Origin of the sequence: Streptomyces sp. enrichment culture (assembly GCF_964273255.1) — a bacterium.
Taxonomy (GTDB): domain Bacteria; phylum Actinomycetota; class Actinomycetes; order Streptomycetales; family Streptomycetaceae; genus Streptomyces.
The window spans coordinates 4583679-4602292 of sequence record NZ_OZ186835.1; the positions used below are offsets into that span (position 1 = coordinate 4583679).

Sequence of the window (18614 nt, forward strand, 5' to 3'; positions counted from 1 at the left end):
AAGGGCAAGGGCAAGGGCGAGGGAAAGGGAGACGGGCCGCCTTCGGCGGAGCCCGTCAGCCCTTGACGGCGCCCTGCATGATGCCGCCCACGATCTGCTTGCCGAAGATGGCGAAGACGATCAGCAGCGGCAGCGTGCCCAGCAGCGCACCCGCCATGATCAGGGACTGGTCCGGGGTGTAGCCGCGGCCGAGGGCCGCCACGGCGACCTGCACGGTCGGGTTGCCGTGCTGGGTCAGCACCAGGAACGGCCACAGGAAGTCGTTCCACGTCTGCACGAACATCAGCATGCCGAGGACCGCCATCGCGGGCCGCGCCGCCGGGAACACCACGTGCCACACCACGCGCCAGCTGCTCGCGCCGTCCACCCGGGCCGCCTCGATGATCTCGTCGGGCAGCGCCTGGATCAGGTACTGCCGCATGAAGAACACACCGAACGCGCTGACCAGCGACGGGAAGATGACCGCCTGCAACTGGTCGGTCCAGTCCAGCTTGGCGACCATCATGTACAGCGGGATGATGCTGAGCTGCGGCGGCACCATCATCGTGCCGATGACGATCAGCATCATCGCGCCCCGTCCCCGGAAGCGCAGCTTGGCGAAGGCGAACCCGGCGATCGTCGACAGCACCACGATGGTCACGGCCGAGATGCCCGCCACGATCGTGGTGTTGAGGAACGCCTCACCCAGGTTGGCCTCGGTCCAGGCGATCTCCAGGTTCTTGAAGAGGTTGGAGCCGAACCAGAACGGCGGCGGGGTCTGCGCCAGCCGCTGGTTGTCCCGGGAGGCGGCGATCGCGGTCCACACCAGCGGGAACAGCGACACCAGGGTGAACACGACCAGGATCGCGTAGGCGATCGGACCGCCGTGCAGCGTGCCGCCCGCGCGGGCGGACTTCGGCAGGCGCGAGCGCTTCTGCTCCTTGGCGGGTGAGGTCTCGGGGGGCGTCACAGTCGTCGTCACGGCCACACCTCCTTAACTGCTGGCGCGCAGCCGGCGCGAGATGACGTAGTTGATGATGCCGACGACGATCAGGATCGCGAACATCGTCCAGGCGATCGCCGAGGCCCGGCCCAGGTGCTGGTTCACCCAGCCCTGCTCGTACAGGTACAGGCCGAGCGTCTGGAACTGGTGCTCCGCGCCGCCGGACGCGCCCTTGTTGGCGTCGAACAGCAGCGGCTCGCCGAAGACCTGGCTGGCGCCGATCGTGGAGACGACCACGGTGAACAGGATCGTCGGGCGCAGCGAGGGCAGCGTCACGTGGAAGAACTGCTGCCACCGGTTGGCGCCGTCCAGCGCCGCCGACTCGTACAGGTCCTGCGGGATGGCCTGCATCGCGGCCAGGTAGATCAGCGCGTTGTAGCCGGTCCAGCGCCAGATGATGATCGTGGAGACGGCGAACTGCGAGGGCCACTTGTCGCCCTGCCAGTCCACGGGGTTGATCCCGACGAGGTCCAGGCCCCAGTTGATCATGCCGTAGTCACGCCCGAAGAGGAGCACGAACACCAGGGAGGCGGCGGCGATCGAGGTGGCGTACGGGGCGAGCATCGCGACCCGGTAGAAGGTCGAGGCGCGCAGCTTGTAGTTGAGGATGTGGGCGATGCCCATGGCCATCATCAGCTGCGGGACGGTGGAGATGATGCCGATGGTCAGCGTGTTGCGCGCCGCGTTCCAGAAGAAGTCGTCGTCGAAGATCCGGGTGTAGTTGCGCAGGCCCACCCAGTTCATGTCGGTGGGCGCGGTCAGCTCCACCTGGTGCAGCGAGGCCCAGCCGGTGTAGATCAGCGGGAACAGGCCGAAGGCGGCGAACAGCAGGAAGAACGGGGCGACGAACGCGTACGGGCTCCAGCGCTGGTCGCGCTGCCAGCGCCGGGAGAGCCGGTTGCGGCGCCGTTGTTCCTTGTCGACCGGCGCGGAGCGCTTGAGCTTGCGCGGACGGCCCGGGGCCGCGCCCCCCTTGACGGGGGACGCGGCGGTGTCGGAGCGGGTGGCCATGCCGGTCACTTGTCCAGGTTGTTGTCGATGGTCTTGGTGGCCGTCTCCCAGGCCTCCTCGGCGGACTTGCCCTTGGTCACCAGGATCACGCCGTTGTCACCCAGGCCCTGACCGATGATCTGGTCCTTCGGGCCGATGACCTGGACCGGGATCTGCTTCGCGGCCTCGGCGAAGATCTCACCGATGGGGGCGTCACCCGTCATGTCGTTCTTGGCGCCGGTGACCGCCGGACTGTCGTAGGCGCTCTGCGCGCTCGGGAAGCTGCCCTGCACCTCGAACAGCTTGGCCTGCTGCTCCGGCGCGGTCAGCCAGGCGACCAGCTTCTTGGCCTCGTCGACGTTCTTGCCGCTCTTGGGCACGGTCAGGAACGAGCCGCCCCAGTTGCCGGACTTGGGAGCCACGGCGACGTCCCACTTGCCGGCCGCGTCGGGCTGCGACTTGCCCTTGATGTAGCCGAGCATCCACGGCGGGCAGGAGATCGCGGCGAACTTGTTGTTGGCGATCGTCTGGTCCCAGGCGGGCTGGAACTGCGTCTGGGCGCCGACCAGTCCCTCCTCGGCGGCCTTGGCGGTCAGGTCGAAGGCGTTCTTCACGGCCGGGTTGGTCTTGTAGATGATCTCGCCGGACTTGTCGTAGAAGCGCTCCTCCTCACTGCTGAGGATGGCGTTGAGCAGGCCGCCGGGGGAGTCCATGAAGGTGGTGCCCTTGGGCGCCTTCTTCTGGTAGTCCTCGCCGACCTCGACCAGCTTCGCCCAGTCGCCGGCCCACAGCTTGCCGACCTCCTCGCGGTCGGTGGGCAGGCCCGCCTTCTCGAAGAGGTCCTTGCGGTAGCAGATCGCCATCGGGCCGATGTCGGTGCCGAGGCCGATGGTCGCGCCGTCCTTGGTGGTGGCCTGCTCCCACTTCCACTCGAGCCAGTCGGCCTTCTTCACGCCCGGCGCCTTGGAGAGGTCCTCCAGCTTGTCCGCCTGGGTGGCGACGATCTCCGCGATGTTGCCGACCTCGACGGCCTGGACGTCCTGCAGACCGCTGTTGGTGGTGAGGTGGTTGAGCAGCGCGGGGTAGTAGTTCTCGTTCCGCTCGATCACGTTCTCCGCGATCTTGATGCCGGGGTTCTGCTTCTCGTACTCGGCGTACAGACCGGCTTCCTTGAAGCCCATGGTGCCGAACAGACCAAGGGTGATCGTGGTCTTGCCCTTGCCCGACGAGGAGCCGGAGTCGCCGTCTCCGCCGTCGTCGGCGCAGCCGGCCAGCAGCCCGGTGCCGAGCGACACCACGGCCGCGACGGCCACGGCCCGTCGGACCACGGGCCTGCCCCCGCTCGAGCGCAGCCGAGTGTGAGGGAGGGTACGTGCTCGCATTGCGTCCTCCTGTTGCCCTGACGTGCCGACCCCCCGGCCAACGGCGTTGTCGGTCCCGTTGTTGCGTGCTGCGGCTCGGGCGGGGAACGTGCGGGTTGTGTATGTGTCAGGTACTGTGGGAGCGCTCCCACATGTGATGTGTTGAAGAGTCCCGGCTCGGGACGGGGGTGTCAAGGGAGCGGACACGGGGAGAAGCGTTCAGTTATCGGGCTGTTAACTGGAGCCGCCCGGGACCCCGTTCGCGGCTCGGCGGGCCCGCGGGGCAGGTGGCGACGGCGGTCACGCAGCGGCTTCGCCCGCCTACGGGGCTGTTACATTCCAGGCCGGGGAGACACATGACGGAAGGCGGGGCCCGATGGCAAGCCACGGAGCGCGGGGCCGTAGCGGCGGCCGGCCCACCCTCGAGGAGGTGGCGGCGCGCGCCGGTGTCGGCCGGGGCACGGTCTCCCGGGTGATCAACGGCTCGCCCCGGGTCAGCGACGCCACCCGCGCCGCCGTCGAGGCCGCCGTCGCGGAACTGGGCTACGTGCCGAACACCGCGGCCCGCGCCCTGGCCGCCAACCGCACCGACGCGATCGCGCTGGTGGTGCCGGAGCCGGAGACGCGGTTCTTCGCCGAGCCGTACTTCTCCGACATGCTGCGCGGGGTCGGCGCCGCCCTCGCGGACACCGAGTTGCAACTGCTGCTGATCTTCGCGGGCAGCGACCGGGAGCGGCAGCGGCTCGCCCAGTACCTGGCCGCCCACCGGGTCGACGGGGTCCTGCTGGTCTCGGTGCACGCCGACGACCCGCTGCCCGACATGCTGGCCCAGCTGGAGATCCCGGCGGTGATCAGCGGCCCGCGCTCCGCCGCCGAGACGCTGACCTCGGTGGACTCCGACAACTACGGCGGCGCCCGGCAGGCCGTCGAGCACCTGATCGGCCGGGGCCGGCGCGCCATAGCCCACATCACCGGGCGCCTCGACGTGTACGGCGCCCAGCGCCGCATCGACGGCTACCGGGACGCCCTGCGCGAGGCGGGCCACCCGGTGGACGAGCTGCTGGTGGAGCCCGGCGACTTCTCCGAGGAGGGCGGCCGGCGCGCCATGGCGGCCCTGCTGGAGCGCCGCCCCGGTCTCGACGCGGTGTTCGCGGCCTCCGACGTGACCGCGGCGGGCGCCCGCCAGGCCCTGCGCGAGGCAGGCCGCCGCATCCCGGACGACGTGGCCCTGGTCGGCTACGACGACTCCGCCATCGCCCGTCATCTGCACCCGCCGCTCACCAGTGTCCGCCAGCCCATCGAGGAGATGGGCCGCGCCATGATCGATCTGCTGCTGGCCGAGATCGCCGACCGGCGTCCCGCCGTCGTCCGCGGTGCGGACCGGCGCCATGTGGTGCTCGCCACCGAACTGGTGCCGCGGGCCTCCACCTGACGGCTCCGCGAGGGCGGCTCCGGGCGAGCCGTGCCGCAAGTACTCCCACGGCTCCTGAAACGGCTTCAGCCGGTGACTTCGTCGAAGTCACCGGCTGAAGACTCAGGGTGAGTGACGGGACTTGAACCCGCGACATCCTGGACCACAACCAGGTGCTCTACCAGCTGAGCTACACCCACCACGGCTGTCGGTCGGAAGTGGTGTACTTCCCGACCGGCCGAGAAAGAGTCTACAGGGTCTTCAGGGGTGCTCGCGCCAGGGTTTGCGCCGGGGCCGGGTAACGCCCCTCACACGCTACTGAGCAGGCAGGACGTGCTTCGCCGCGATCTTCCGCGCGGTCTCCGAGTCGGGGCCCGGCTGGGGGACGAACACGGCCTCGCGGTAGTAGCGCAGTTCCGCGATGGACTCGCGGATGTCGGCGAGGGCCCGGTGGTTGCCGTTCTTCTCGGGGCTGTTGAAGTACGCCCGCGGGTACCAGCGCCGGGCCAGCTCCTTGATGCTGGACACGTCGACGATCCGGTAGTGCAGGTAGTCCTCCAGCGTCGGCATGTCACGCAGCAGGAACCCGCGGTCGGTGCCGACGGAGTTGCCGCACAGCGGTGCCTTGCCGGGTTCCTTGACGTGCTCCCGGACGTAGGCGAGGACCTGCTCCTCGGCGTCCTGGAGGGTCGTGCCCCCGGACAGTTCGTCGAGCAGCCCCGACGCGGTGTGCATGGTGCGCACCACCTCCGGCATCGTCTCCAGGGCCCGTTCCGGCGGGCGGATGACGATGTCGACGCCCTCGCCGAGGATGTTCAGCTCGGAGTCGGTCACGAGGGCGGCCACCTCGATGAGCGCGTCGTCCGACAGCGAGAGGCCGGTCATCTCGCAGTCGATCCACACCATGCGATCGTTCATGTCCCCAACCCTACGGGCAGCGGGGGCGCCGGGGACCGGCCGGTTCCGCCTCCGTTCCGGGGAACCGGCCGCGCCCGCACCGCCAGGTGGCGCACCGGTGCCGCCGCCTCACCCGGGGTGATCACGGCGGACCGGGAGCCCGGGCCGGAAACGCGGAAGGGGCCGGAGGACGATCCCTCCGGCCCCTCCCCGGGGCGCCGGGCCCCTGCCTCACGTCACGCCCGGCCGCCCCGCGTCCGGTACCTGCCGGTCACGTCGCGCTCCGCTGTCCGGGCACGCTCGCCCGGGTCGGCACGAACGCCTCCCGGCCGCCCTCCGCCGAGGCCGCCAGTCCCAGGGCGCCGGCCGCCGCGGTCCGCCGGGACTGGTGCGGGACGGACCCCTCCGGGTGCAGGCCGACGGATGCCGGCTGGCCCGGATGGTGGCCGGGGTGGTTCGCCTGCCCCGGGGGCACGCCGCCCGGGACGTGCGCGCCGGTGTCCGCGCCACGGTCCCGCTCGGCCTGCGGCCGCCGGGCCCGGTACGCCGCCCGGTAGGCCGCCGGGGAGGAACCCAGCTGGCGCCGGAAGTGACCGCGCAGGGCCACCGGCGAACGGAAGCCGCAGCGCCCCGCGACCTCGTCCACCGAGTAGTCCGACGTCTCCAGCAGGCGCTGCGCCTGCAGCACCCGCTGGGTGATCAGCCACTGCAGGGGCGCGCTCCCGGTCAGCGAACGGAAGCGGCGGTCGAACGTACGGCGGCTCATGTACGCGCGGGCCGCCAGCGTCTCCACGTCGAACTGCTCGTGGAGGTGTTCCAGCGCCCAGGCGACGACCTCGGCGAGCGGGTCGGCGCCGATCTCCTCCGGTAAAGACCTGTCGAGGTAGCGCTCCTGACCGCCGGTCCGGCGCGGCGGGACCACCAGGCGGCGGGCCAGGGCCCCGGCCGCCTCGTTGCCGTGGTCCGTGCGCACGATGTGCAGGCACAGGTCGATGCCGGCCGCGGTGCCCGCCGACGTCAGCACGTCGCCGTCGTCCACGAAGAGTTCCCGCGGGTCGACGTGCACCGACGGATAGCGCTTCGCGAGCGTCGGCGCGTACATCCAGTGCGTGGTCGCCGGCCTGCTGTCCAGCAGTCCGGCCGCCGCGAGGACGAAGGCGCCGGTGCACAGCCCGACGATGCGGGCGCCCTCCTCGTGGGCCCGGCGCAGCGCGTCGAGCGCGGCGTCGGGCGGTGGTGAGGTGATCGAACGCCAGGCCGGCACCACGACGGTGCCCGCCCGGGAGATCGCCTCCAGGCCATGTGGCGCGGTGAGTTCCATGCCCCCTGTGGTCCGCAGCGGGCCGTCCTCGCCTCCGCACACCAACAGGCGGTAGCGCGGAACGCCGGCGTCCTGGCGGTCAACCCCGAACACCGACAACGGAATGGAACTCTCGAAGATGGGGCCGCCGCTGAACAGCAGCACCGCGACGATCTCCTTGCGGCGGCGTCCGGCGAGCTTCCGGCCCGCGGTGTCCTGCGTGGCAGTGGAGTCGTGGCTCATACTGCTAAGCCCCCCTCGGTGGTCGCGGCTCCTCGGTTGTGTCGCTCCTGCACGTTTCCCCTCGGTCCTGCACGAGTCCCCCGCCGTAGACAGTCAAGATCGAATCTACTGTGTCCCGTCGTGCACCGGTGGCCAGTTCGGCACCCGGCACATTGTCGACTTGGCAACTTGGCGTGAAGCATTCGATCACGAAGCGTTGCACTCGGGGAGGGTGTCGGGAAGTGCGCCTCGTCGCAGTGGCCAATCCCTGTGGGGTGCGCGTGCCCCGCGGGACCCTGTCCGTGCAGGTCGAACGGGGGTTGGGGGGTGGTTCGGGCCGCAGTTGCCCCCACCCCGGAAGTTGGCTGAAAAGCTTCGGCCGCGTGCATGGAAACCGGTCAGCCGACCGGTGATTTAACGCCGCCCCGGCGTCAGCCCCGGTGGGCCCCGCCGCCGTGCCGGTGACGCCGGCCACGACGTCCCGCGGAACCGGCCGCGGCCACGCGCCCGGAGCGGCGGATCAGCAGGTGGGCGGCGCCGGCCACGGCCCCCAGGCCCGCCGCGGTGCCCACCGCGTCCGCCGCGGGGACGCCGCACCACAGCATGACGGTGCAGGTCAGCACGGAGCCGAAGGCCGACCAGCCGGCCAGCTCCCCGGCCGCGTCCGGGCCCGGCGCGGCCGGGCGGGCCGTGGTGCGGGCGGGGACGGGTCCGGTCATGGCGTGCTCCCTCGGGCATGGTTCACGGGGTTCAACGCGCCGGCCGCCGGTCGGTCACCGCACGGTCCCGTACCCGCCCGGCGACAACGGCCGGCGCCCTGGCCGAACGGCACTGGTTGAATCGTGTGCGAACCAGCTGTACAACGCAGCAACCGTTGCGTCGCGGGCGCCCCCTCGTGCATGCTCCGGGAAACCCGCCCGCCGGCGGGGGCGAGGACTGGGCCGGGGAGGAGTGCCGCCGTACCCTTGGGGGTATGGGCCTGGGAAGATGATTCCCGGACACAGCTCCGCCGCACCCTGTCGTCCCCCGTCAAAGGATCCCGACGCCGAGACAGCCATGGCCGGTCACGAATTCTTCGAACCCGCGGACCGCAAGCGACCGGTCGCCGATCCCACGGCGGCCGAGTCCCCGGCGGCCGACGAGGCGCGCCGTCCGTGCGATCCCGCCTTCCGGCACGGCGTGGTGGTCGGCTTCGACGGCTCCACCTCCAGCGAGCGCGCGCTCGCCTACGCGATCGGCATGGCACGGCGCCTGAGCTCGGGCCTGATCATCGTGCACGTCGCCAACCGGCTGCCCACCACGGTGTGGGCGGGGTGCGAACCTCCGGTCTTCGTGGACGTCCCCGACCACCGCACCGAGGTGCTCGGGCTCGAACTCGCCTGCGCGGAGTACCTGGCCGAGGTGCCCTGGATCCTGGTGGAGCGCGGCGGGGACATCTGCCACGAACTGGAGGAAGTGGGGCAGGAGTACGAGGCCGACGCGATCGTCGTGGGGTCCACCCACGGTCTCGTGGGGCGGCTGTTCGGCTCCGTCGCCGGCCGCCTCGCCAAGCGCGCACGACGCCCGGTCGTCGTCATCCCCTGACGCCCGGCACGTCCCCGGCCGGGCTCCTGCTCCCGGCCGACTTTCAGACACCGCCGACGCGGGGCCTCGGAGCCCGGCCTTCCTCGCCGGCCGTCCTTCTCCCGGCGACGCCCGTCCCGCGGACGCCCGCCGCGTCTCCCGCGGACGCCCGCCACGACTCCCGCCGACGCCCGCCACGACTTCCGCCGCCGCGTCTCCACCGCCCGTCCCGTCCGCCGGTGACCGCCCTGCTCACGGGTGCCCCGCCGGTGTCCCCGCCGGCGGGGCCGTACCCCGTGTCCTCCGCGGCCGTCGGGTCCCCGGCCTCCGCCCGCGCAAACCCGGGCCCGACGGCCCGGACGGGCGCGGCCCAGGGCGGGGCGGCAGCCCGGGAGGGGACGAGGCGGCCGGCCCGGGGGAGCGGCCCCCCTCGCGCCGCGAGGGCGGGAGGGCGGGAGGGGGGGCCGGACGTCCTACTCGACCGTGACCGACTTCGCGAGGTTGCGCGGCTTGTCGATGTCCCGGCCCAGGGCCAACGCCGTGTGGTAGGCGAGGAGTTGGAGCGGGATGCCCATGAGGATGGGGTCCAGCTCGTCCTCGTTCTTCGGCACCACGATCGTGTGGTCGGCCTTCTCCTGCTCCTGGTGGGCGACGGCCAGGATCTGGCCGCTGCGGGCCTTGATCTCCTCCATGGCCGCGCGGTTCTTCTCCAGCAGGTCGTCGTCCGGCACGATCGCGACCGTGGGCAGCGCCGGCTCGATCAGGGCCAGCGGGCCGTGCTTGAGCTCTGAGGCGGGGTAGGCCTCGGCGTGGATGTACGAGACCTCCTTGAGCTTCAGGGACGCCTCGCGCGCCACCGGGTAGCCGCGCACCCGGCCGATGAAGAGCATCGAGCGGGCCTCGGCGTACTGCTGGGCCAGCTTCTCGATCTCGCCCTCCTGCTCCATGATCGCGGCGATCTGCTCCGGCAGCCGGCGCAGGCCCTCGATGATCCGCTTGCCGTCGCGCACCGACAGGTCACGGGTGCGGCCCAGGTGCAGGGCCAGCAGGGCGAACGCCACGGTGGTGTTGGTGAAGCACTTGGTGGACACCACGCAGACCTCGGGGCCGGCGTGCACGTACACGCCGCCGTCGGCCTCCCGGGCGATCGCGGAACCGACGACGTTGACCACGCCGAGCACCCGCGCGCCCTTGCGCTTGAGCTCCTGGACCGCCGCCAGCACGTCGTAGGTCTCGCCGGACTGGGAGACGGCGATGTACAGGGTGTCCGGGTCGACGACCGCGTCGCGGTAGCGGAACTCGGAGGCCGGCTCGGCGTCGGCGGGAATGCGCGCCAGCTCCTCGATCATCTGGGCGCCGATCATGCCGGCGTGGTACGAGGTGCCGCAGCCGAGGATCTTCACCCGGCGGATCCGGCGGGCCTCGCGGGCGTCCAGGTTCAGGCCGCCCAGGCGCACGGTGGCGAAGCGGTCCTCGATCCGGCCGCGCAGCACCCGGTCCACGGCCTCGGCCTGCTCGTGGATCTCCTTGTGCATGTAGGTGTCGTGGCCGCCCATGTCGTAGGAGGCCGCCTCCCACTCCACGGTGGTCGGCTCGGCGGTGGTGCGGGTGCCCTCGGTGGTGTACGTGCGGAAGTCGTCCGCCTTGAGGGTGGCCATCTCGCCGTCGTCGAGGGTGACGATCTGCCGGGTGTGGGCGACCAGGGCGGCGATGTCGGAGGCGACGAACATCTCCTTCTCGCCGATGCCGAGGACGACCGGCGAGCCGTTGCGGGCCACGACGATGCGGTCGGGGAAGTCGGCGTGCAGCACGGCGATGCCGTACGTGCCCTCGACGAGGCGCAGCGTGTCGCGGACCTTGTCCTCCAGCTCCGCGGCCTGCGAGCGGGCGATGAGGTGGGTGAGGACCTCGGTGTCCGTCTCGGAGAGGAACTCGACCCCGTCGGCCTCCAGCTTGCGCCGCAGGTCGGCGGCGTTGTCGATGATGCCGTTGTGGACGACGGCGACCTTGTTCTCGGCGTCCAGGTGGGGGTGGGCGTTGACGTCGGACGGGGCGCCGTGGGTGGCCCAGCGGGTGTGGGCGATGCCGGTGGTGCCCTTGAAGCGCGCCGGTACCTTCGCCTCCAGGTCGCGGACCCGGCCCTTGGCCTTGACCATCTTCAGGCCGGAGGCCTTGGGGGACGTGACGACGATGCCCGCCGAGTCGTAGCCCCGGTACTCCAGGCGCTGGAGGCCCTCCAGCAGCAGGGGCGCGACCTCGCGCCGCCCGATGTATCCGACAATTCCGCACATATGGGTTGTTCCTAGTCGTAGAGGTCGGCGTGGACGATGTCGCAGGGGTCAGCCGTAGACGATGCGGCGCAGTTGCCGGAGCGAGAGCTCCGGCGGGGCCACCGCCCGGTGTCCGAGGTCCGCCGCGATCCGTTCGAAGATCGCCGCGTTGACCAGGCCCTGGGCCTGGAGCTCCCGGTGGCGGCGACGGACGAACTGCTCGGTCGTCTCGTCGAAGTAGGCGAGCACGTCCTGGACCACACGCAGCGCCTCGCCCCGGCTGAGGGGCGTGGACCGCGCCAGGTGGTCAACAAGTTCGTCGTGCACCCGACGATCCTGAAGTATGACGGGGTCCTGCGCAAGAAATCTGCCCGATATCGGGCAGGGTTCCGTCCGATTGGGTGCGGAGGGCTTACATCCGCTTGAGGATGGCCTGCTTCGCCAGGGCGAACTCCTCGTCCGTCAGCACCCCGGACCGGTGCAGCTCACCCAGTTCGCGCAGCCGGCGCAGCAGGGCGTCGTGCCCGTCCTCGGCCGGTGCGGCGGGGCTCGGGACGACAGGCGCGGCGCCCGCGCCGGACAGGACCGGGACGCCGTCCCGCTCCGCCCGCGCGCCCTCAATGTCCCGGGCCGCCGGATGCGGCAGCCGGGCCTGCACGGCGGCGGCGACCAGCGCCATCAGCGGGTCCTTCTTGAACCCCCACAGCTCCACCGCGTTCGGGTCGTACTTGGCCGGCGCCTTGGTGGGGGCGTGGCGCACCACGAACCGCAGGTGGCCGTTCTCCAGGCCGGCCGCGGGCAGCCACTCCACGGCGGTGATCTCCGCGAGGCCGAGTTCGCGGGCACCGGAGGCCGCCTTGGCCTCCTCGGTCTTCCAGTTCCACTCCAGCCGCACCCGCTCGCCGTCGAAGCTCACCGTGCCGTCGCCGGCGGACACCGACAGCGGCAGGGACGGCCCGGGCAGCAGGTAGGAGTCGACCGGGTCGGCGGGCACCTGGTCCAGCAGCAGGGCATTGCGGACCTCCTCGGTGACGTACTCGGCGACGCCGTACCGGCTGGATTCGACGACCAGCTGGTAGGGGTCGTGCGGCTCGGTCAGCCGCCCCCCGGTGGCCTGCAGCAGCGGGTCGGCGCCGTCCCGCAGCCGCAGCCTGAGGCGGCCCGCCTTCTTGCCCTGCTCGAACGATATTCCCGCCAACGCGCGGAGCGGCACCTCGAGTTCACCGAGCGTACGGCGCAGCAGGCCGACGTTCTTGTCCCGGCCGGGGGTCAGCCGCAGGGTCTCCCCGTCGAAGGTCCAGGTCCCGTCCTTCTGGATGATTTCCGCCATGGGGCGATTCTTCCACCGGTGCGGCGGACCACGGGGCCCCGCAGCGGCGGCGGGCACCCGGAGGACCGTACTCCGGGTGCCCGCCGGGCCGGTGGGGTCAGCGTCCCGCGAGGGGGTTCTCCAGGGTGCCGACCAGCTGGAGCGCGCCGGAGGGGTCGGCGAGGTCCACCATCTGCCGGTTGTTGCGCAGTTGCAGCCGGTTGAGGCAGGACAGCGCGAACTCCGGTGCGAACAGGTCGTACTGGGCGAACTTGTCGGCGAGTTCGGGCACCGACGCCTGGTAGGCGCGGCTGACCTCGGCGACCGTCCGCCAGAAGCCGTCCTCGCTCAGGATGCCCGCGGCGGCCAGGTCGGAGGCCAGGAACCGGAAGAAGCAGTCGAAGACGTCGGTGAACACCGACAGCAGCTTCTGGTCGTCCGGCACCTCCACGCGGATGCGGGACACCTCCGGCGGCAGCACCGCGTCCGGGTCCATCACCGCGATCTCCTCGGCGATGTCCTTGTAGACCGCCCGCTGCACCACCCCGTCCCGCAGGACCAGGATCACGTTCTCGCCGTGCGGCATGAACACCAGGTCATAGGCGTAGAAGCAGTGCAGCAGCGGGACGTAGTAGGCGTCCAGGTAGCGCCGCAGCCACTCGGCCGGGGCCAGCCCCGACCGCTCGATCAGCGCGCCCGCGAACGACGTCCCCTCGTGGTCCACGTGGACCAGGGACGCCATGGTGGCCAGCGACTCGCCCTCGCCCAGCGAGGGCACCGGGCTCTCCCGCCACAGCGCGGCCAGCATCTTGCGGTACGGGGAGAAGCGGTCCGTCGCCCGCTCGTACTCCAGGTGCCGGTAGCCGACCGCGGCCCGCTCCCGGATGATCGACAGGCCCGTCGACCGCAGCACCGGGTCGCCCTCGATCAGCCGGGCCAGCCAGTCGTTGATGGCCGGGGTGGCCTCCATGTAGGCGGCGGACAGCCCCCGCATGAAGCCCATGTTCAGCACCGACAGGGCCGTCTTCACATAGTGCTTCTCGGGGTGCGAGGTGTTGAAGAAGGTCCGGATGGACTGCTGGGCCAGGTACTCGTCGTCGCCCTCGCCGAGGCACACGAGGTGGCGGCGGGCGACCTCGGCGGCGAAGGTGACGGTGAGCTTGTTCCACCACTGCCAGGGGTGCACCGGGATGAGCAGGTAGTCGGCCGGGTCCAGGCCCTGCCCGCGCAGCACGCCCTCGAAGCGGGCGACGGTCTCCGCGCCCAGCTCCTGGCGGACGAACGACTCGTAGTCGATGCCGACGCCCGCCGTGAACGCGGCCCGCGAGCGGTGCGCGGCCAGCCACACCAGCTTCACCGGGGCCGCCGCCTCGGGGGCGTACGCGGCGTACTCGTGGACGCCGAAGCCGAGGCGCCCGTTGTTGGCGACGAAGCAGGGGTGGCCCTCGGTCATGCCGGTCTCGATGGCCTGGAACCCGGCGCCGGCCAGCTCGGCCGCGGTGACCTGCGGCTTGGTCAGCTTGTAGCAGGTGCCGGAGAGGGTGGAGGAGATCTCCTCCAGGTACACCGGCAGCACCTCGTCGCTCAGGCCCAGCGACTTCTGCAGCTCGATGACGAAGTCCAGTGCCTCCAGGGGCAGTTCCGCGTCACCGCGGTGCCGGGATATGGACTCGGCGTCCACCTGCCAGTGGTCCAGGGCCCGGCGGACGGCGGTGAAGCGGTACTCCGTCAGCCCGTCGTCGGTCCGCACGACGTAGCCGCCGTCGCCGGTGGCCTCCGGCGTGATGAGCCGCTCGTGCGCGAACTCGGCGAGCGCCTTGCGGATCAGCAGACGGTTGGCCCGCGCCCAGCGGTGGGGGGACAGGTGCGCCACGGCGTCGGACAGGGTCATACGGTTCCTCCTCGGGCGGCCTCGAACTGCTCGCGCGTGCAGAAGCTCAGCAGTGCGCGCTTCTCCGGCTTGTCGATCTCGCGCTCCGGGACGAAGCCGACGGCCTCGTTCAGCGCGTGCACGGCCTTGTTGCCGACGTCCGGCTCCACCACGACCCTGCGGGTGGCCGGGTCGGCGAACAGTTCCTCCATCACGGCGGTGATCACGGCCCGGGTGAACCCGTGCACCGGCCGGTCGGTGGGGGCGACCAGGAAGTGCATGCCGACGTCCCCCGGCTCGGGGTCGTACAGGCCGGTGAGTTCGACGTACCGGGGGTCGTAGCGCTCCATCAGGAACGCCGGTTCGCCGTCGTGCAGGCCCAGGTGGGCGTGGTGGTGCTCGTGGGCGGCGATGCGCAGGTACTCGCGCTCGACGTCCTGCAGCTTGGCGTCCTGCATCATCCAGAACGCGGCCTTGGGGTGGGTGACCCAGCGGTGCAGCAGCTCCGCGTCCCGCAGCGGGTCCAGCGGGCGGAAGGTGAAGGTGCCGATGGTCATACGGAGAACTCCTGGAACGCGATGGACTTCTCGACCGGGTAGACCTCGCGGCCCAGCAGCTCGCGGATGATGGAGCTGTTGCGGTACGGGCCCATCCCCAGGTCGGGGCTGGTGACGCTGTGCGTGTGCACCCCGGCGTTCTGCAGGAAGACCCCGCGGCCGGTCACGTCGATGGCGTAGTTGCGGGCCACGTCGAAGCGGCCGTGGCCGTCCAGCCGGAGCCGGTCGCGGACCGGTTCGAGGAAGGCGGGCGGCTCGTAGTGGTAGCCGGTGGCCAGCACCAGGCCCTCGGTGCGGATCTCGAAGTCCTTATCCTGCTCGTCCTGGTGGAAGCCCAGCGTGTAGCCACCGCCCTCCCAACGCGCTTTCGTGAGCGTGGAGTTGGTGAGCAGGCGGGTGGCGACCCCCCGGCCGCGGCTCTCGACGTTCTTCTGGTACAGCAGGTCGAAGATCGCGTCGACGAGGTCGGAGTTGATGCCCTTGAACAGGCCCTTCTGCTGCTTCTCCAGCCGGTACCGGGTCTCCTCGGGCAGCGCGCGGAAGTAGTCGATGTAGTCCGGGGAGGTCATCTCCAGGGTCAGCTTGGTGTACTCCAGCGGGAAGAACCGCGGGGAGCGGGTGACCCAGTTGAGCCGGTAGCCGTGCTCGTCGATCCCGGACAGCAGCTCGTAGTAGATCTCGGCGGCGCTCTGTCCGCTGCCGACGATCGTGATCGACTCCTTGCCGAACAGCTCGTCCCGGCGGTGCACGTACTGCGCGTTGTGGAACAGGCCGCCCTCCAGCCCGCGGCACGGCTCGGGCACGTACGGGACGGTGCCGGTGCCCAGCACCAGGTGCCGGGCGCGGTAGGTGTCCCCGGCGCCGGTGCGGACCGCGTACACCCCGCCGGCCTCGTCGTACGTCACCTCGGTGACCGTGCTGCCGAAGCGGATGCTGCTCAGCTGCGCGGCGGCCCAGCGGCAGTAGTCGTCGTACTCCACGCGCAGCGGGTAGAAGTTCTCCCGGATGTAGAACGAGTACAGCCGGCCCTTCTCCTTCAGGTAGTTGAGGAAGGAGTACGGGGACGTCGGGTCGGCGAGCGTGACCAGGTCCGACATGAACGGCGTCTGCAGGTGGGCGCCGTCGAGGAACATCCCGGCGTGCCACTCGAAGTCCGGCTTGGACTCCAGGAACACCCCGTTCAGTTCGCTGATCGGCTCGGTGAGGCAGGCGAGACCCAGGTTGAAGGGGCCCAGCCCGATCCCCACGAAGTCGTGGACGGGGGCGGCGTCAGGAAGCGCGGTCAAGGGACTCTCCCAGGTACTGCTCGGCGTGGCCGGCGATCAGGTCGAGGACGGCGGTGATGTCGGCCGTCGTGGTCTCGGGGTTCAGCAGGGTGAACTTCAGGTAGTGCCGCCCGGCGACCTTGGTGCCCGCGACGACGGCGTCCCCGGAGGCGAACAGCGCTTTGCGGGCGTAGAGATTGGCCCGGTCGATCTCGGCCGGGTCGGTGACGGCGGCCGGGATGTAGCGGAAGACGAGCGTGGACAGCGAGGGCTCGACGACCACGTCGAAGCGGGGGTCGGCGGCCAGCAGCCGCCAGCCCTCGGCGGCCAGGTCGCACACCTCGTCGAACAGGGCGCCGATGCCGTCCGCGCCCATCACCCGCAGCGTCATCCACAGCTTGAGCGCGTCGAAGCGGCGGGTGGTCTGCAGGGACTTGTCGACCTGGTTGGGGATCCGCTCGGTCACCATGCGGCGCGGGTTGAGGTACTCCGCGTGGTAGGTGGCGTGTCGCAGGGTGGCCGCGTCGCGCACCAGGACGGCGGACGAACTCACGGGCTGGAAGAAGGACTTGTGGTAGTCGACGGTCACCGAGTCGGCGCGCTCGATGCCCGCGAGGCGGTCCCGGTGCTTCAGCGAGGTGAGCAGGCCGCAGCCGTAGGCGGCGTCCACGTGCATCCAGGCGCCGTGCCGTTCGCACAGTTCGGCGATCTCGGGCAGCGGGTCGATGGAGCCGAAGTCGGTGGTGCCCGCGGTGGCGACGACCGCCATGGGGACCAGGCCCTCGTCGGCGCAGCGCTCCAGTGCGCGGGCGAGGGCGACGGTCTGCAGGCGCTTGTCCTGGTCCACGGGCAGCGGCACCACGGCGTCCGGTCCCAGCCCCAGCAGCTTCGCGGACTTCTGCACGCTGAAGTGGCTGACCTCGGAGGCGAAGACGCGCAGCTTCGCCGTGTCGTCGGTCTTGGCCTCCTCGCGGGCCAGCAGCAGCGCCTGGAGGTTGGACTGGGTGCCGCCGGAGGTGAACACCCCGTCGGCGGCGGGGCCGAGGCCGATGCGGCCGGTCGTCCAGTCGATGAGTTTCCGCTCGATCAGCGTGCCGCCGGCGGACTGGTCCCAGGTGTCCAGCGAGGAGTTGACGGCGGACAGCACGGCCTCGCCGAGCACGGCCGGGATGACGACCGGGCAGTTGAGGTGGGCGAGGTAGCGGGGGTGGTGGAAGTAGACGGCGTCCCGGAGGTAGACGTCCTCCAGTTCGTCCAGGGCGGCCGTGGTGTCCAGCAGGGGCCGGTCGAGGTCGATCCGGTCGATGCGGGGGGACAGGTCGTCGGCCGTGACGCCGGTGAACGGCCGTTCTGTGGTGGCGAGTCTGGCTGCCACCCGCTCGACTCCTTGGGTGACGGACCGGCGGTACTGCTCCGCGGTGGTGTCGTTGAGCAGGTGCGAGCGCATGTGGGGGTCCTCCGATGGGGACGGTCCGGTGCGATGGGGGAGAGCGGGCCGGGCACGGTACGGCGCGGGTCGGTGAGCGGGCCGGGGGCGCTGCACGGCGCGAAGCCGAAGCGGGACTTAGGTTAGCCTAACCTCATCGTGATCGGGACCCTCGGGTGCCCATCGTGACCGCGATCACGGCCGAAGTGTCGTTCTCGCGCCAACTGCGGCTGGAATCAGCCCAGTTCGCGCAACTGATCCTCGGTCATCCCGTGCCGCCAGTACCCCACGAACGTCACCCGGCGCCGGTCGATGCCGCGTTCCTGGACGAAGTGCCGCCGCAGTCGCTTCACACAGCCGGACTCACCGGCGAGCCACACGTACGGCCGTTCGGCGCGGGGGAGTTCGGCCCCGCCGATGCCGTCCAGCGCCAAGGGGGAGCCGGGGGAGGGGGCCCGGTCCGGGGCGGTGCTCTCCCGCACGTACCAGGTGAGGTCGGCCTCGGCCCGGGTCGCGAGGTCCACGACGTCGCCGGCGCACGGCACTTCCAGCCAGGCGCGGACCCGGGTCCCGGGCGGCAGCGCCTCCAGGACGGCGGCCGCCGCGGGCAGCGCGGTCTCGTCGGCCCACAGCAGCACCAGGCCGGTGTCCTCGGGCAGCCGGAAACGGATCGCGCGGTTGTCGGCGACGGCGGGCCCGAGGAGCAGCACCCGGTCCCCGGGCGCGGCGGCGGCCGCCCAGCGGGAGGCGGGACCGGCCTGCTGACGGGAAGCGGCGCGAGGCTCCGCCCCGGGGCCGCCCGGCTCCTCGGGCGCCGGGTCACCGACGCCGTGCAGCACGAAGTCGATGTCGATCCCGGTGGTGACCCCGCGGGCGTCCCGGTGCAGCTCCCGCAGGGTGTAGGAGCGCATCACCGCCCGTACGTCCTCGGGGAGTTCGCGCCAGCCCTGCCACCACTGGCCGCCGCGTTCCAGCGGGACGACGGGGGCCTCCTGCCCCGGGTGCGGCAGGAACAGGGACAGGGACTGGTCGAGCCCGTCGGAGCGGAACTCCGCCAGGTCCGGCCCGGCGAAGCGGATCCGGACCAGGGACGGACCGAGCCGCCTCGTCCGTACCACCCGGAGGGCGAAGAAGCGGAACGGGGCGGCTGCGGCAGTGGTCACGGATGCGGCCTCGCGGGTCGGGTGCGGG

Annotated in this window: 16 protein-coding genes and 1 tRNA gene; 2 read left to right on the plus strand and 15 right to left on the minus strand. The window is 71.4% G+C overall.

The window, feature by feature from the left end; translation table 11 throughout:
* Positions 1-55 precede the first annotated feature (55 nt).
* Genes ACSU53_RS19890 through ACSU53_RS19900 form a run of 3 tightly spaced genes read right to left on the minus strand, consistent with a single transcriptional unit; the run spans position 56 to position 3354 of the window.
* Positions 56-961, minus strand: coding sequence for a carbohydrate ABC transporter permease (locus tag ACSU53_RS19890; RefSeq protein ID WP_437029590.1), 906 nt, complete (start codon positions 959-961; stop codon positions 56-58).
* A gap of 12 nt (positions 962-973) precedes the next feature.
* Positions 974-1993 (minus strand): carbohydrate ABC transporter permease, encoded by a 1020-nt coding sequence (locus ACSU53_RS19895; RefSeq protein WP_437033292.1) that lies wholly within the window; start codon positions 1991-1993, stop codon positions 974-976.
* Between the two features lie 5 nt (positions 1994-1998).
* The gene (locus ACSU53_RS19900) at positions 1999-3354 is read right to left on the minus strand and encodes an ABC transporter substrate-binding protein (protein WP_437029591.1); all 1356 of its coding nucleotides are present in this window, start codon (positions 3352-3354) and stop codon (positions 1999-2001) included.
* 355 nt (positions 3355-3709) lie between these two features.
* Here ACSU53_RS19900 and ACSU53_RS19905 point away from each other — a divergent pair, with 355 nt between their 5' ends.
* A complete protein-coding gene (locus tag ACSU53_RS19905; RefSeq protein WP_437029593.1) occupies positions 3710-4765 on the plus strand; it encodes a LacI family DNA-binding transcriptional regulator in 1056 nt (351 codons plus the stop codon).
* A gap of 106 nt (positions 4766-4871) precedes the next feature.
* Here the strand turns inward: ACSU53_RS19905 and ACSU53_RS19910 are convergent.
* The 4 genes from ACSU53_RS19910 to ACSU53_RS19925 form a co-directional block, all read right to left on the minus strand.
* Positions 4872-4944 (minus strand) — tRNA-His (locus ACSU53_RS19910).
* 115 nt (positions 4945-5059) lie between these two features.
* Positions 5060-5662 (minus strand): oligoribonuclease, encoded by a 603-nt coding sequence (gene orn / locus ACSU53_RS19915; RefSeq protein ID WP_437029595.1) that lies wholly within the window; start codon positions 5660-5662, stop codon positions 5060-5062.
* A gap of 250 nt (positions 5663-5912) precedes the next feature.
* Entirely contained in the window at positions 5913-7184 is a 1272-nt protein-coding gene (locus ACSU53_RS19920; RefSeq protein WP_437029597.1) for a helix-turn-helix domain-containing protein, read from the minus strand.
* Between the two features lie 410 nt (positions 7185-7594).
* Entirely contained in the window at positions 7595-7882 is a 288-nt protein-coding gene (locus ACSU53_RS19925) for a hypothetical protein (protein ID WP_437029599.1), read from the minus strand.
* 337 nt (positions 7883-8219) lie between these two features.
* Between ACSU53_RS19925 and ACSU53_RS19930 the strand changes: the two genes are divergently transcribed.
* Positions 8220-8747 (plus strand): universal stress protein, encoded by a 528-nt coding sequence (locus ACSU53_RS19930; RefSeq protein ID WP_437029601.1) that lies wholly within the window; start codon positions 8220-8222, stop codon positions 8745-8747.
* Between the two features lie 452 nt (positions 8748-9199).
* Here the strand turns inward: ACSU53_RS19930 and glmS are convergent, their stop codons facing one another.
* The 8 genes from glmS to ACSU53_RS19970 all read right to left on the minus strand — a co-directional run bounded on the left by glmS (position 9200) and on the right by ACSU53_RS19970 (position 18586).
* Positions 9200-11017: a glutamine--fructose-6-phosphate transaminase (isomerizing) gene (gene glmS / locus ACSU53_RS19935; protein WP_437029603.1), complete on the minus strand. Its 1818-nt coding sequence runs from the start codon at positions 11015-11017 to the stop codon at positions 9200-9202.
* Positions 11018-11065: 48 nt separating this feature from the next.
* On the minus strand, positions 11066-11323 hold the full coding sequence (locus ACSU53_RS19940) for a hypothetical protein (protein WP_362090043.1): 258 nt from the start codon (positions 11321-11323) through the stop codon (positions 11066-11068).
* A gap of 85 nt (positions 11324-11408) precedes the next feature.
* The gene (locus ACSU53_RS19945; protein ID WP_437029605.1) at positions 11409-12326 is read right to left on the minus strand and encodes a DUF4429 domain-containing protein; all 918 of its coding nucleotides are present in this window, start codon (positions 12324-12326) and stop codon (positions 11409-11411) included.
* 97 nt (positions 12327-12423) lie between these two features.
* A complete protein-coding gene (locus ACSU53_RS19950) occupies positions 12424-14196 on the minus strand; it encodes an IucA/IucC family protein (protein WP_437029607.1) in 1773 nt (590 codons plus the stop codon).
* Positions 14193-14732, minus strand: coding sequence for a GNAT family N-acetyltransferase (locus tag ACSU53_RS19955; RefSeq protein ID WP_437029609.1), 540 nt, complete (start codon positions 14730-14732; stop codon positions 14193-14195). Before ACSU53_RS19955 ends, ACSU53_RS19950 begins: the two co-directional genes overlap by 4 nt.
* Complete coding sequence (locus ACSU53_RS19960) at positions 14729-16018, minus strand: lysine N(6)-hydroxylase/L-ornithine N(5)-oxygenase family protein (protein ID WP_437029611.1); 1290 nt, start codon at positions 16016-16018, stop codon at positions 14729-14731. Before ACSU53_RS19960 ends, ACSU53_RS19955 begins: the two co-directional genes overlap by 4 nt.
* Positions 16002-17444, minus strand: coding sequence for a lysine decarboxylase DesA (gene desA / locus ACSU53_RS19965; RefSeq protein WP_437029613.1), 1443 nt, complete (start codon positions 17442-17444; stop codon positions 16002-16004). Before desA ends, ACSU53_RS19960 begins: the two co-directional genes overlap by 17 nt.
* Before the next feature lie 215 nt (positions 17445-17659).
* Positions 17660-18586, minus strand: a complete 927-nt coding sequence (locus ACSU53_RS19970) for a siderophore-interacting protein (protein ID WP_437029615.1) — start codon at positions 18584-18586, stop codon at positions 17660-17662.
* Positions 18587-18614: the final 28 nt, after the last annotated feature.

What these genes read in the sequence shown, in the direction of transcription:
- ACSU53_RS19895 (WP_437033292.1), bottom strand. Translation starts at nt 1,993, where the DNA reads ATGGCCACCCGCTCCGACACCGCCGCGTCCCCCGTCAAGGGGGGCGCG.
- ACSU53_RS19900 (WP_437029591.1), bottom strand. Translation starts at nt 3,354, where the DNA reads ATGCGAGCACGTACCCTCCCTCACACTCGGCTGCGCTCGAGCGGGGGC.
- ACSU53_RS19905 (WP_437029593.1), top strand. Translation starts at nt 3,710, where the DNA reads ATGGCAAGCCACGGAGCGCGGGGCCGTAGCGGCGGCCGGCCCACCCTC.
- orn (WP_437029595.1), bottom strand. Translation starts at nt 5,662, where the DNA reads ATGAACGATCGCATGGTGTGGATCGACTGCGAGATGACCGGCCTCTCG.
- ACSU53_RS19920 (WP_437029597.1), bottom strand. Translation starts at nt 7,184, where the DNA reads ATGAGCCACGACTCCACTGCCACGCAGGACACCGCGGGCCGGAAGCTC.
- ACSU53_RS19925 (WP_437029599.1), bottom strand. Translation starts at nt 7,882, where the DNA reads ATGACCGGACCCGTCCCCGCCCGCACCACGGCCCGCCCGGCCGCGCCG.
- ACSU53_RS19930 (WP_437029601.1), top strand. Translation starts at nt 8,220, where the DNA reads ATGGCCGGTCACGAATTCTTCGAACCCGCGGACCGCAAGCGACCGGTC.
- glmS (WP_437029603.1), bottom strand. Translation starts at nt 11,017, where the DNA reads ATGTGCGGAATTGTCGGATACATCGGGCGGCGCGAGGTCGCGCCCCTG.
- ACSU53_RS19945 (WP_437029605.1), bottom strand. Translation starts at nt 12,326, where the DNA reads ATGGCGGAAATCATCCAGAAGGACGGGACCTGGACCTTCGACGGGGAG.
- ACSU53_RS19950 (WP_437029607.1), bottom strand. Translation starts at nt 14,196, where the DNA reads ATGACCCTGTCCGACGCCGTGGCGCACCTGTCCCCCCACCGCTGGGCG.
- ACSU53_RS19955 (WP_437029609.1), bottom strand. Translation starts at nt 14,732, where the DNA reads ATGACCATCGGCACCTTCACCTTCCGCCCGCTGGACCCGCTGCGGGAC.
- desA (WP_437029613.1), bottom strand. Translation starts at nt 17,444, where the DNA reads ATGCGCTCGCACCTGCTCAACGACACCACCGCGGAGCAGTACCGCCGG.